The following is a 13,544-nucleotide window of genomic DNA, read 5'->3' as shown; positions in this document are numbered from 1 at the left end:
TATGTTCTCTGGAAAAACAGAAGAGTTAATCAGGAGATTAACGAGAGCAAAAATTGCGAAGCTAAATGTAGAGATTTTTAAGCCGAAGACAGACACCCGTTATGATGAAAGCGCGGTAGTATCTCATAATGCCAATGCAATCCCTTCAATACCGGTAGAAAATTCCTCAGCTATTTTATTGTATGGAAGTGATGTAGAAGTTATCGGAATAGACGAAGCTCAATTCTTTGATGACGAACTCCCTGATGTTTGTGTAAAATTAGCCAATAAGGGGATCCGCGTTATTGTCGCTGGATTGGATATGGATTTCACGGGAAAACCTTTTGGACCAATACCTGCATTAATGGCTATCGCAGAAGATGTAACTAAGGTGCAGGCAGTTTGTATGAAATGTGGTGCTCCCGCATTATATAGTTTAAGGTTAAACAGCAACCCAAATAAGGTTTTGCTGGGCGAAAAAGAAAGTTACGAACCTCGCTGCAGGGTTTGTTACAACGAAGACAAAGCATCGTATTAAGAATAAACGCCTGATTAATATAAATCCTGATCCGGCTACCCGGCTCAGGATTATTTATTCAACGGCTATTTTAATACCTGCTATTTTACCATTAAAATTGGCATAACCATAATAGATTCCGGGTAAAGCATTACTCATATCAACTTCAAAGGCATGTCTCCCCTGGGTTAGTTTTTGATGACAAACCGTTTTAAATTCTCTGCCAAATAAATCTATAATTTTAAGTGTTACCATACTGTCTTCAGGAAGTTCCAAATTAATAGTTGTCTTTGGGTTGTTACTTTTGATAACCGGATTAGGATAATTTTGCATCAGGGCATATTTAACAATCTTACTTTTTTCAGCCCAAACATCATATGCCTTTTGTGCAGCTTGCGAGGTAGCGATCAAATCGTCCAGTTTATCTGCGGCTAAAAAGGCAAAGGCTACTCTTTCCGATTCACCTTTTTGGATTTTAAATGGACCAGCGCCTAAAACATACATGATATCTGCACCGTTAGCATATGCATCTCCCAGGCTCCTTTTAGCAATCCCACTGGATAAGCTTAAGTATTTTTCTTCAATAGTGAAGTCACCTGTTTCCAGAAAATCCCCCGGAATCATGTAAGACATTGGATAATAATTCAATTTCTGATCGGTTACCAACCTTAAACCTCCAAAGGTTTGCGCATTGGTTGCCGGGCAAGCATAAGCCAATCTGTTTTCTTCGCTCAATTTGGTGATGTTTTTATCACTTTCACCGATATCCCAATCGGAAAACAGTCCCAAATAAACATTGTTCAAATCTTCGGTTCCGGTATTTTTCACTTCATATTCAACTAAAATAAAGTCCTGATCTTCTTTAGAAACATGTCGGTGAGTAACCTCCACCGACAACGGAAATAGGCTATTGGAGTCATTAAATACAGATTCTGCTAAAAACTCTCCGGATTCAGCAGACTTCCGTTGTGCCCTTTTTACTTTCACAAAATGCTCGTCAGCATGGCCATCTACACGCGTATTATTAGACACCCGATTGTTGGCGTTGCCTATCATCAAAGAACATTCGTATAACAGGTTACTACCTTTATAATTAAATCCCTGACCTTGTTCTGTTCCAAAATCACTGTATCCTACTCTCCCATTGCTGGTTATTGTTGTAGCCAGGTCTTTAGAGCTATAGTTAATGTAATCTCTGTTCATAGGAACAGAAAAATACTCTCTGTAGCGATAATTTTGTGTACTCGAAGTGTACTCCAGATAAAACACCACGTCCTGATTTTCTCCGATATTTCCGATTTCCACACTCAAACCCTTAATTTCCTTTTCTTCCCCTTCAGCCATGAATCCCACAGGCCTTTTTCCATTAACAACTTTAACATTAGCATTTAAAGATCCCAGTTCGACAAAAACGTCATTGGCATCCGACAGTATATTTTTGACTCTTATATCAAACGTTGCTGTACTTTGAGCCATTAACGAACCTGTTTCGTCATGAATCAGTATTCCCTGTTTTTTCAAGGCAGGACCTCCCGCTATGCTTAACGCTTTTTCGACATTAAGTCTCCCGGTTCCCAACTTGTTTAAATAAGCCTGATTTTGAGTTATTGAATATATATCATCTGTGCTCTGTTTCAGAATCTCGCCAATTTGTACGCCAGAAAGATTGGGATATTTCGCAGCAACTAAAGCTGCAGCGCTCGATACTAAAGGTGCTGCCATGGAAGTACCGCTTTTTACGCCATAGCTACCAGAAAAAGTGGTATTTAAAATCGATGTCCCCGGCGCGGAGATTCCTACATGAAAGCCATAGCTTGAACCTCCGTTTCTTATATCTTCAGCGGTTACATTTGCTACTGCCAATACTCCACTATATGCCGCAGGATAAACGGGTACTTCGTTACCGTCGTTACCTGCCGCAGCTACAACCAAACAACCTTTGCTGACCGCATAATTAATTACTTCCTGTTCGAAGTTGCTTCTTCCATTACTCCCCCAGGAACAATTGATAATTTTCACACCGTGATCTGCGGCATAAATAATTGCTTGATAACCATAATATACACTTCTGGGCACATCGTCTACACCGGCTTTAAGAATCATCAACTTTGCATTCTTTGCGATACTTGCCACTCCTATTCCGTTGTTTGTTACTGCCGAAACCAACCCGCTGACATGCACACCGTGATCTGCATCAGCCCCCTTAACATTGGGATCGTTATCCGGGGTTGAATTTAAACTGGCCCCTCCAAAATCCCAACCATAATAATTATCTACATAACCATCGCCATCATCATCAATACCATTTATAGGATCATTGTAATTGATAAAAATATTTGCAGCCAGGTCCGGGTGTGCCAGTTCTGATCCGGTATCAATGACTGCCACGACTACTGCGTTTGCATCATTTTGTATATTCCATGCCTGCGGTGCCTTAACCTGATTAAGATAAGGCTGTGAGCCACCTATAAAAAATGGATCATTTGGGCTAGCCAGTGTTTTTGAAACATAACTTGGTTCGGCATATTCAACATTTTCATCAGCTAAAAACTGATTGATCACAGACTCAATATTTCTTTTTGATTTATAATTTATAGCATAAATTCTGTTTAATCCATTATCGTCAATCTTCGATTGCTCAGCATATGACAATGTTCTAAGGGGCTGAGTTATCACGGGTTTCATCGATATAATTTCAATACCGGAAAGTTCTTTGGAAGTTACCTGTCTCTCTGCCAAAGTAGCAACAGGTAAGCTTTTATATTTAACAATAATGGTATTAGGTAAATAATCTCCGTAGGAAATATTTTCAGGTAGCGTAAAAGATTGTTTAACCGGATTGTCACTGTTAGTAAAAGCCAGTGTAACTATCGCTATAAGGGGAATAAATATCTGGTATAAATATTTCATTCAGTTATGGTTATAAAACCAAATATAAGTTGTGTTTTTGGGTTTACAACTTATGTCTGTAATAAAAAATTTATTGCTTTGTTTTGGATGAGGATTCAGCTCTCCACAAAACGAACTGCAGTCAGGAGTTCGGGACAAATTATGAGGCGAACTGGCCTTCATTCTTCGCATAGGTATTCTACCAACATGGTTGACGCCGATATTCTTTTTATGGCCTTCACTCTTGCCTCGCGCTCAGGGAAAAATGGTATCGCACCAACTTTTCCTTCAAAAAAGGATATAGAGCATATCCCTTTTTGAAGAAAAAGAGGCTCGGTTGTGCCGTCTGAACTAAACTGCAACCATTTTTATATTGGACATTGCGAAATCTGTGCTTCCTTTGATCGCGGGGACCTTGCATTATTAATTTGGGATGGAACCAGATAATCTTTAATACCAAAGCTTTTTATCAGACTTTATTGTTCCAATTCTGCTTTATAGCCAGCTTTTTCAAAAGCTCTTTCTACTTCAGCAGGCTGAACATTTCCCTCTACTTTTAGTGTTTTTTCTGGTGAAGATAAATCTACATCCCATTTATCTATTCCTTTGATCTCGTCTAATTTTGGTGCAACAGCTGTTACACATCCGCTACATTTTAGATTTGTTTTAAATTTTAAAGAATTCATGATTTTAAATTTTTGCGTTTTTTAACCTTAAACTATTTAATACGACGGACACTGAACTTAGTGCCATGGCTGCTCCGGCAATCATCGGATTTAATAAAAATCCATTGATTGGAAAAAGTATTCCTGCAGCTAAAGGAATACCAATTACGTTATAGATAAATGCCCAGAATAAGTTTTGCTTAATGGCGGACACCGTCTTTCTGGATAACTGAATTGCTTGCGGAACTTTTCTCAAATCGGAAGACAATAATGTTATCCCTGCTGTATCTACCGCAATATCCGAACCTTTTCCCATGGCGATGGAAATATCGGCTTGTGCCAGCGCCTGCGCATCATTGATACCGTCACCAACCATAGCTACTTTTTTGCCCTGCTGCTGTAATTTCTTCACGAAATCTGCCTTATCGCCGGGCATCTGTTCTGCATAGAAATAATCAATGCCCACTTTTCTTGATACTTTCTCCGCTGTAGAATGTGTATCTCCAGTGAGCATATACACTTCTATCCCTTCTTTATGTAAATAATCAATAGCTTCTTTTGAACTTTCCTTTATTTTATCAGCAATTGCCAAAGCTGCGATTAGCTTTTCGGTACTAAAGAAATAAATAATTGTACTTCCTAGCTCCTGCCATTCTGCAATTCTATTTTCATCAATACTCAATCCAAATTCCCGAAGCAATTTCGAGCTACCAATGTAATAGTCTTTTCCATTGAAACTGGCTTTCGCTCCTTTACCTGTTAAACTTTCGAATGCCTGAACATTCATCGCTTGTACTCCTCTTTCTTTCAAATGCTGAATAACAGCTTCTGCTAAAGGATGCTCTGACGCCTTCTCTAAACTGTAAAGAATAGCCTGATTTTCTTCGGAATTCTCCAACCATAAACTATCTATCACTTCTGGTCTTCCTTCGGTAATAGTTCCGGTTTTATCCAGAATAATTGCAGTAACGTCTTTTGCAATTTCCAGACTACTGGCGTCTTTAATAAGTATTCCCTGCTCTGCACCTTTACCGGTCCCTACCATAATCGCTGTTGGCGTAGCCAATCCCAAAGCACAAGGACAGGCAATGACCAGAACAGTCACCATAGATAGTAAACCGTAAGTTATCGCATTATCAATACCAGATAAATACCAGGCTACTAAGCTGACAAGCGCAATTACGATCACTACAGGAACGAAAATACCCGCAATTCTATCAACCAGCTTCTGAACCGGCGCTTTTGATCCCTGCGCTTCCTGTACTAATTTCAAAATCTGTGAAAGTAAAGTCTTATCGCCTACTTGTTGCGCCCGGAATTTGAAACTTCCTTTCTGATTAATTGTTCCCGCATAAACCTGAGCGCCTTTTTCTTTTGCCACTGCAAGGGGTTCTCCACTCAACATAGATTCATCTACATAAGACTGCCCTTCCTCTATTTTGCCATCAACCGGTATTTTTTCTCCCGACTTGACTAAGATCAAATCTCCAACCTGCACTTCTGCTATTGGTATATTCAGTTCCTGATTATCCCGGATTACGGTAAGAGTTTTAGGCTGTAAGCCCATCAGTTTTTTTATGGCTTCTGAAGTTCCATGCTTTGCCCTCGCTTCCAGAAGTCTTCCGAACATGATAAAAGTTATAACGACCGCAGCCGATTCGAAATATACGTGGGCGTGTAATCCTCTATGATGCCAATATTCAGGATTTAAAGTATTAAAAACACTAAATAACCATGCAATACCTGTACTTAATGCAACCAATGTATCCATATTGGCTGATCCATGCCTGAATTGCTTTACCGCATTTTTAAAAAATTGGCGGCCGAAAACAAATAATACCGGAGTACTAAAAACAAACATGATTTCGTTTGCATAGGGCATTTCCATAAAAAACATACCTATTACAAAAACCGGAATGGTTAAAATAACCGCCCAATAGAAATTATGTCTCAGTTTCTCGTATTCTTTCTGCCGCATTTGATCGGCTTCCTCAAAAGCATTTTCCTTTGCTATAATAATATCATACCCTGCACTTAACAATGCATTTTTCATTGTTTCCGGATTTACTTTTTCTTTATCGTAAACAACTTTTAATTGCTGATTGGCATAATTTACAGATGCTTCATCTACACCTTCCAGAGACCTGATCTCATTCTCTACACTTATGGCACATCCGGCACAGGACATGCCGATTACCGGAAATATTTCTGATTTGCTGTCTACCATAGTTTTTATAATGATTAATATCACTACAAAAGTAAGTCAGGTAGCGGCCCAAAGTGTTATATAATTATGGCTAAGGTTTATATTATTTTTCTGCTATCCAAATTAGGACAAGTGATCTTATTCGTGTACTTGTATTATTCTAATGGATCTGATGAATTGGCTTTCTATCGGCCATTCCCAAATCTTTATATTGTTTGGGACTCAATCCGGTTTCTTTTTTAAACTGAGCAGATAAATGTGCGACACTACTGAATCCTAAATCAAAAGCAATTTCTTTCAGGCTTAATTGATTGTACTCTAACAGTTCTTTTACTTTTTCTATCCGCTGCAAGATATAGTATCGCTCTATTGTAAGGCCTTCTTTCGATGAAAATATATTACTGAGCACCGAATATTCCTGATTAAGCTCTCTGGTTAAAACCTGCGACAGATTTTCTTTCAATGCCCCATTGTGATGATGTACCAGATCTACTATGATAGATTTTATGCTATTTGTGATTTGCGTGTTTTTACCTTCCAAAAGTTCGAATCCACTTTCTTCCAGTCTCTGCTTTATAAGCGGTATATTTACCTCGCCAACTATAGAAACTTCACCCAGCTTTATATCATTCACTTCATAGTTCAGATCTTCCAGGTCCTTCTTTACAGAAGCTATACATCTTGGACAGACCATATTTTTGATATAAATTTTAGTTAGCATATTTAAAGTTGGCAATTTTGCGCGAGAACACAAAAATCACTCAAATGAGTTAACAAAAGCATTACATATAGGTGACTTTACGGTGATAAATGATATCACTTTAGCCCCTATATTTGTAATGTCAAAACAGATAATGTTTTTTCATGATTAAGTGAGTCATCATTTGATTTAGGTTTATAATTGGTTAGTTTAAGCTCCATTCTCCCCGTTTGGAGCTTATTCATTTTATAAACAATTGATTACACTACACAAAACACATTTCCTGCAAATCACCCGTTGTAAATATTAAAAATTTAAATAGGCTTTAAAGGCTTTTTGAGTGGAGCTTAGTTAGGTTGATTCTCACTTTGACTCACCTGTTGACTCACCTGTACAATACGTCTGTTTGCTAGTTAAAGTCCTCTTCCACAAACTTTTAAAATGAAAGATAAAAATCCTTATCAATTAAAGCCTCATTGCAGGAAACAGATGATGCACCTATAGTATTAGCAAATGGAATTGTTATAAATGAGCTAACAAATATCAAGCTGAAGAACTTACTTGCCAATCGGTTGACACCAGAAAAAGTTCAAATTACTATATTGGAAAAGGCACCGGAAGGATTATACATCAACAAACGCTGGACTGGAGTAATAGTATTAACTATTAATAATAAGAAGATAAAAGGCTTTTGAAAAGCTATAAACCTGAACATAAGCTATTTTGATAAAAACGAAGTCCCAAAAACGTATTAAAGAAACATCCTTAAGATAAGGAACTATTCTAATAACATTAATATAAATCTTTATATTTAATACTGAGAAGCGGCTAATTTGGAAACAAGTAAAGCCCGTCGGATAAGAAACCATGAAGACATTATACTTTTTACTCCTGACGTGGATATTTCCATATAATTTCCATGCGCTTGCACAGACTGAAAACAAATCTCTAAATGAGTTTTTAATATTGGGTACCTTAAAAGACTATATGGGAAGAAATCTGGATCCCAGACAAGAAAACTTATTAGATAGATATGATCCGTCTGAAAGTGTAATGAAATCAATAATTGATTCTTTAATAAGAGTGACTTATCCAAATGAAGTGTATCACGGGATAGAAATAGGAGCAAATACAATCTCGTCTAAATTCCTGGCGGACAGATTTAATAGGTTTTACAGTTACACTGAAAGTAGTTCTTATACAACACAGGGCAAGCCGATTTTAACAGGTAAATTAAGAGACAATATAATGCCAAAGGAAAAAGAAAAATTGGCCTTTCTTGCTGGTGCATTTCTGCGATTTGGATCTATTAGCGACACTGCCTATCGTATAACTATTGCTAATTCATTAAGTAAGGCTAATGTATGCGATAAACTATTGAAGGAGCTTGGATGTAAGCCATATTATAACATCCGACGGAATTACATACCTGTTGGTCATGATATCTTTTTTCATCCCACACCAAAGGTTCTTGCCTATTTGAACAAACACGAAAAGCTTCGCAAAAGAATTGAGGATAGTCGAAATCTATTTATTCAGAACATGTTAAATGAAGCTAGAAACAAAGACAAGCGTAACAATTGAGCCGCACTACCTCACTTAGCACCATACAGAATACAAATCTTTATTTAACACTTACCAGAATGAAACATATTATATTCTTAACTTCACTATTCTTCAGCCATTTTCTCTATGGACAGTCATCGACAGATCTGGAAAAGAACGCAATAGAACAGGAAGCAAACAAAAACTATACTAATGCCTTAGGTTTGTATAATTATATAAAATTAAGAGACTCTCTAAGTAGTATAGGCCTCAGAGCAAGTCAAAAAATTGATATATTGATACCGCTAGTATTAAACGAACTGAATGGTACGTGGAAATTGAAACAAAACCTAAGTCAAGAAACAGATATAAGGTTCACTGAATTACTAAAGATAAAAAACGGCAAAGCTCGTTTTATAAAAGTTAATAACGGCAAAGAAAAAGTTGTCGATGTGATAAACTTAGAAATTGAACCTTATTCTCCAAATATTATTTTTGATTTTCCTAAAATAAAACTCAAGAATGGCGAAATTTGGTCCTTATCTTTTAGAAAAATAAACGGTGAGAAAAGGCTAATCTGGAAGCAAAAGATTAATAACTCTGGAGCCTTAATGTTAACTATTGACGACAGGAGTATTATTAAAGACCCAGTAAAAAGAAAAGAGGCTTTAGAAGGTGAAGTACTAACCTATTATATTTTAGAAAATTAAGATTTAACACTATTTATATACCGTTCCAATTTTCTAACCCTAACTTGTTTGAGCTTACGATATATTCTTCTCCTTTCAGATTAAAAATCACGAGATAAAACGATAAACTGCTGTAAGCAAACATCAATTTAATATATCTGCAACTTTAAGTTCATTTTACTGTTTTATATTAAAACGGCAAATTAATATAAACAGTAAAATGATAAATACGGTAGAATATGGGATTTTAGCTGTGTTCGTTCTTCTTTTAATTGTCCTCTTTGTCTGGATTGCGAAAAAGAACAAAAAGGATAAAAAAATATTAGAAGACAAAATTATCCAAACCGAGTTAGGTCCCGAAAAGAAAGATGAGAGTAATAACGAAAATGATTCGTTATAACTCGCCCATTAAAGAATATAAGCTGTTTCGTTCTTCGCTTCTGACATAACGAAAGAGCTCTGTAATGTCCCTATGTCAGAAAGTTTAGAGAGCTTATTCATCAAAAAATCATGATAGGCTTCCATGTCTTTCACCGCTATTTTCAAGAAGAAATCAAAAGCCCCCGTCATATGATAACATTCCATCACTTCGTGAAATTTTACGACTTCCTTCGCGAAATTCATTAAGATAGTTTGGGAATGTTCTTTCAGCTGAACATGTGTAAAAGCAGTTAACTTTCGCTCGATTCGATGTGCGTCCAAAATGGCCACGTATCTTTTGATATACTTCTTTTCTTCCAGTTTCCTTACTCTTTCGAAGATAGAAGTGGGCGATTTTTGCAGCTCTAAGGCAAGTTGTTTATTGGTCAATCTTGCGTTCTGCTGTAATAAATTCAGAATCTTGGTGTCTGTTGTATCTAACTCTTCCATAAAATATTCTGTTTATCGAATTAAATCACAGCAAAATTAGACAAAAATTCAGTCAAACAAACACTTTATAGAATAATAATCTATTTTATACACAAGCCATGGTTTTTTATTTTACTTCAGATTATTTTTGTATCAACAATGAGAGCTCATCGGCTAAAAGTTGGTAAAATATTGTGTGTTTATAGAAAAGCTGGTTCAGGAAAGTTGAACCAGCTTTTCTTTTATCATATTATAACAATTCTTTGATTGCCGCCGGGGAATATGCTATAGATTTCAGGGTTTTATTGTCTCCCTTTCTATAAACAAGAAATAAACCATCTTCTTCTTTATAATAAGCTTCCGTACCATCTTTTTGCAGATAATGCGCCATAGTTGCTTCTGCTTCTTCCAAAGTTTTACAAGCTTTGCTCATATTACTTCTATGTACTTCGTCAAAAAGTGTCTTGAACTTTTCAGATAAACCAAATTCTAAAATTGCACCTGAAAGTACATATTGCAAATCACAGAAAGCATCGGCTACCTCCACTAAATCATTATCGGCAATGGCTTGTTGCAATTCTTTTAATTCTTCGGCAATTAAAGAAATACGCAATTCGCAACGCTCTTTTGCCGGAATTACAGGTTTTTCTTCGACTGGATGTTTAAATGCTTTATGAAATTCCGCTACACTTTCTAACGGTTTAGGATCTTGTATCATTGTAATTTTGAATTTTATGAAAAGACAAATGTAAGTAAAAGTAATAAGTCCGGAGACCGAAGCTAAAATACACGAACAAGACACAAATAAGTGAAGTATCAAGACTAACAACTAAAGACTAACGAACTAACAACTAGAAATTACTATACTTGCATTCAAATTTGGACTTTATGATGGATTGGAAACATTTAATCTCTAATAAAAGATTTGGACAAGAGGACAGGCCTGTTTATGCGGACAGAGCAAGATCAGATTTTCAAAAAGATTACGATAGAATTATTTTTTCCTCCCCGTTCAGAAGACTACAAAATAAGACTCAGGTTTTCCCTTTACCGGGAAGTATATTTGTGCATAACCGGCTCACTCATAGTCTGGAAGTTGCCAGTGTAGGACGATCTTTAGGTACTATTTTCCACAACAAGGTACAGGATGAGCGTCCGGATCTGTTAAAAGAGGTTCCTTTAATCAGCGAAGTGGGAAACATTGTTGCCGCAGCAGCTTTGGCCCATGATCTGGGCAATCCTGCCTTTGGACATTCTGGAGAGGCAGCAATTTCAAGATATTTTACCGATGGTGACGGTAAAAAATATCAAGACAAAGTATCTCCGGCTCAATGGAAAGATTTGATTCATTTTGAGGGGAATGCCAATGCGATAAGGATCTTAACACATCCTTTCAACGGAAAGGGAAATGATTCTTATGCACTCACCTATTCCACATTGGCTACTATCGCTAAATATCCCTGTGCTTCGATCGCAGGAAAAAACAAGTCTTTCATCAACAGAAAAAAGTATGGTTTCTTTCAATCGGAACAGGATAGTTTCAGAAGGATAGCTGATGAATTACAGCTTTTAAAAGTCGGAGATGAACCCATCATTTACCATAGACATCCTCTGGTTTATTTACTCGAAGCTGCCGACGATATTTGTTACAGTATTATTGATTTGGAAGATGCTCATCGTTTAAAAATATTATCATACGAGGAGGTGAAATCATATCTGCTTCCACTGGCCAATAGCAATTCTACTGAAGCCCGTTTGGAAACCGATTATGATGATAATGATGCTAAAGTGGGCTTATTAAGAGCTAAAGCAATCAACACTTTAATCATCAATTGTACGCAGATTTTCTTCGATAAGCAGGAACTGATATTGAAAGGTGAGTTTAACCAGAGTTTGACAGAATCTCTACCCTCTCCGCTTATTGAGGCCTGGAAAGCAATTGAAAACATATCTGTAGAAAAAATATACAATTACTATTCGGTAATTGAAAAAGAAGTAGCAGGATATAAGGTTATGGCTGGCTTATTGGAAGAATTTGTTCCGGCTTTTATCCATAACGACACACATTACTATAAAAAATTGGTAAAACTTATTCCTAAGCAGTTTTTAACAGACAAGGATGATACTTATTCTAAAATACAATCTGTTTTGGACTTTGTATCAGGGATGACGGATTTATATGCTGTGGAACTGTATGGAAAAATAAAAGGGCTGTCTTTTCCGGCGATAAGGTAATAAGAAAAAGAAGCGTTTCTGTATGAAACTTACAAATAATGCCCCGGCACTTTGAAAATGTCAGGGCATCATCCTATATGTGATATACTTAAACTAATTCTAATGACTTTTTAGATTCCAGTGTTTTGTAAACCTGGAAAAGCGCTCTAGGCACATGGAAACAGCCTTTCCATTTACCTCCTTTTAAATTTAGCAACACTTCTCCTTGTCTATTCAAATAACCAAACCATTCACCATATTCTTTATCTTTAAAATGTGTCCAAGTGTAATCATGTAGTTTCTCGAACCAAACCTTAGCCTTTTCATTTCCAGTCAGTGTCCAGGCCTTCGCCATACAAACCAAAGCTTCGACATGTACCCACCAAAGTTTCTGATCCCATTCTAATTGTTGTGGAGGATAGCCTTTAAAATCTAAGAAATAGAATATACCACCATGCTCCTTGTCCCATCCATAATCCAAAGCATTTAAGGCGATTTCCAGCGCTTTATTAATTAATTCCGGTTTACTTAATCTTACGCCCAAATCCATCATAAACCACATCGCTTCTATGGTGTGTCCCGGATTTAACAATCTACCTTCAAAACTATCAGAAAAAGAACCATCCTGATTTACATTTTCAAAAATAATCCCATGTTCTTCCTGGTAAAAAACATTCATTACCTCGTTGATCACATCATTTATCAGTTCCTCAACCAGGTTTTTATCTAACAAATGTTCTATTTCTATAGAAAGGTTACTTAGAATCATCGGTAAAGAGAAGTTTCTTAAATCTCTTGTTCCAGGATATATTTTGCTGTACTGGCCTTTTGTATTGGTTCTTCTTTTTAAGATATTCTCAAAAGTAGCTTTTGCGATAGCTCCATACTCCTCTTTTTGAGTAGCTGTATAAAGTGCTCCAAAACCCATAGTGGCAAAACAATCTGAAAAGATGTTATATGGTTGCACCAATGGCTTTCCTTCCCTATTTAAAGAAAAATACCAATTCCCCTCTGCATCCCTCCCATGCTTTTTCATAAACTCGGCACCGTGAATGGCAATTTCCAACCACTCCTTTTTAGCTTCTAGCTTATCATATAAAGTAGCATATGTCCAAACTCCTCTACCTTGTAACCACATGAACTTGTCCGTATCAAAAACATTCCCGAAACGATCCAAACAAGTAAAATACCCTCCATTTTGTTTGTCCATAGAATGTTTCGTCCAAAACGGCATAATGTTGTCCAACAACTCTTTTCTATAAATTTCACTGTACTGATTCATATCTGTCCT

13 protein-coding genes are annotated in these 13,544 nt (G+C 36.7%); 6 read left to right on the top strand and 7 right to left on the bottom strand.

The features are described 5' to 3' along the window. The first annotated feature begins 1 nt into the window (after position 1). Positions 2–517, top strand: a complete 516-nt coding sequence (locus PEDSA_RS00200) for a thymidine kinase (protein ID WP_148233564.1) — start codon at positions 2–4, stop codon at positions 515–517. A 54-nt stretch (positions 518–571) separates the two neighbouring features. Here PEDSA_RS00200 and PEDSA_RS00195 read toward each other — a convergent pair whose 3' ends face one another. The 4 genes from PEDSA_RS00195 to PEDSA_RS00175 all read right to left on the bottom strand — a co-directional run bounded on the left by PEDSA_RS00195 (position 572) and on the right by PEDSA_RS00175 (position 6,977). After that, positions 572–3,406: a S8 family serine peptidase gene (locus tag PEDSA_RS00195; protein ID WP_013631129.1), complete on the bottom strand. Its 2,835-nt coding sequence runs from the start codon at positions 3,404–3,406 to the stop codon at positions 572–574. 455 nt (positions 3,407–3,861) lie between these two features. Further along, positions 3,862–4,071 carry a heavy-metal-associated domain-containing protein gene (locus PEDSA_RS00185; protein WP_013631128.1) on the bottom strand — a complete coding sequence of 70 codons (210 nt, stop codon included), beginning with the start codon at positions 4,069–4,071 and terminating at the stop codon, positions 3,862–3,864. A gap of 4 nt (positions 4,072–4,075) precedes the next feature. Continuing rightward, on the bottom strand, positions 4,076–6,277 hold the full coding sequence (locus PEDSA_RS00180; RefSeq protein ID WP_013631127.1) for a heavy metal translocating P-type ATPase: 2,202 nt from the start codon (positions 6,275–6,277) through the stop codon (positions 4,076–4,078). A gap of 139 nt (positions 6,278–6,416) precedes the next feature. After that, positions 6,417–6,977, bottom strand: a complete 561-nt coding sequence (locus PEDSA_RS00175; protein WP_013631126.1) for an AraC family transcriptional regulator — start codon at positions 6,975–6,977, stop codon at positions 6,417–6,419. Between the two features lie 455 nt (positions 6,978–7,432). Here PEDSA_RS00175 and PEDSA_RS00170 point away from each other — a divergent pair, with 455 nt between their 5' ends. The 4 genes from PEDSA_RS00170 to PEDSA_RS00155 all read left to right on the top strand — a co-directional run bounded on the left by PEDSA_RS00170 (position 7,433) and on the right by PEDSA_RS00155 (position 9,590). After that, positions 7,433–7,651 (top strand): hypothetical protein, encoded by a 219-nt coding sequence (locus PEDSA_RS00170; RefSeq protein ID WP_013631125.1) that lies wholly within the window; start codon positions 7,433–7,435, stop codon positions 7,649–7,651. A gap of 172 nt (positions 7,652–7,823) precedes the next feature. After that, positions 7,824–8,540: a hypothetical protein gene (locus PEDSA_RS00165; protein WP_013631124.1), complete on the top strand. Its 717-nt coding sequence runs from the start codon at positions 7,824–7,826 to the stop codon at positions 8,538–8,540. 59 nt (positions 8,541–8,599) lie between these two features. After that, the gene (locus tag PEDSA_RS00160; RefSeq protein ID WP_013631123.1) at positions 8,600–9,211 is read left to right on the top strand and encodes a hypothetical protein; all 612 of its coding nucleotides are present in this window, start codon (positions 8,600–8,602) and stop codon (positions 9,209–9,211) included. Between the two features lie 199 nt (positions 9,212–9,410). Then, positions 9,411–9,590: a hypothetical protein gene (locus PEDSA_RS00155; RefSeq protein ID WP_013631122.1), complete on the top strand. Its 180-nt coding sequence runs from the start codon at positions 9,411–9,413 to the stop codon at positions 9,588–9,590. An 8-nt stretch (positions 9,591–9,598) separates the two neighbouring features. Here the strand turns inward: PEDSA_RS00155 and PEDSA_RS00150 are convergent, their stop codons facing one another. Further along, on the bottom strand, positions 9,599–10,060 hold the full coding sequence (locus PEDSA_RS00150; protein ID WP_013631121.1) for an Lrp/AsnC family transcriptional regulator: 462 nt from the start codon (positions 10,058–10,060) through the stop codon (positions 9,599–9,601). Between the two features lie 229 nt (positions 10,061–10,289). Further along, complete coding sequence (locus PEDSA_RS00145; RefSeq protein ID WP_013631120.1) at positions 10,290–10,757, bottom strand: pyrophosphohydrolase domain-containing protein; 468 nt, start codon at positions 10,755–10,757, stop codon at positions 10,290–10,292. A 170-nt stretch (positions 10,758–10,927) separates the two neighbouring features. On the opposite strand from PEDSA_RS00145, the gene PEDSA_RS00140 reads away from it, so the two are divergent. Further along, complete coding sequence (locus PEDSA_RS00140; protein WP_013631119.1) at positions 10,928–12,274, top strand: deoxyguanosinetriphosphate triphosphohydrolase; 1,347 nt, start codon at positions 10,928–10,930, stop codon at positions 12,272–12,274. Positions 12,275–12,362: 88 nt separating this feature from the next. Here PEDSA_RS00140 and PEDSA_RS00135 read toward each other — a convergent pair whose 3' ends face one another. Next, positions 12,363–13,535 carry an AGE family epimerase/isomerase gene (locus PEDSA_RS00135; RefSeq protein WP_013631118.1) on the bottom strand — a complete coding sequence of 391 codons (1,173 nt, stop codon included), beginning with the start codon at positions 13,533–13,535 and terminating at the stop codon, positions 12,363–12,365. Between the last annotated feature and the right edge of the window lie 9 nt (positions 13,536–13,544).

Origin of the sequence: Pseudopedobacter saltans DSM 12145 (assembly GCF_000190735.1) — a bacterium.
Taxonomy (GTDB): domain Bacteria; phylum Bacteroidota; class Bacteroidia; order Sphingobacteriales; family Sphingobacteriaceae; genus Pseudopedobacter; species Pseudopedobacter saltans.
The sequence above is the reverse complement of the archived record's forward strand: the minus strand, read 5'-3'. Positions and strand labels throughout refer to the sequence as shown.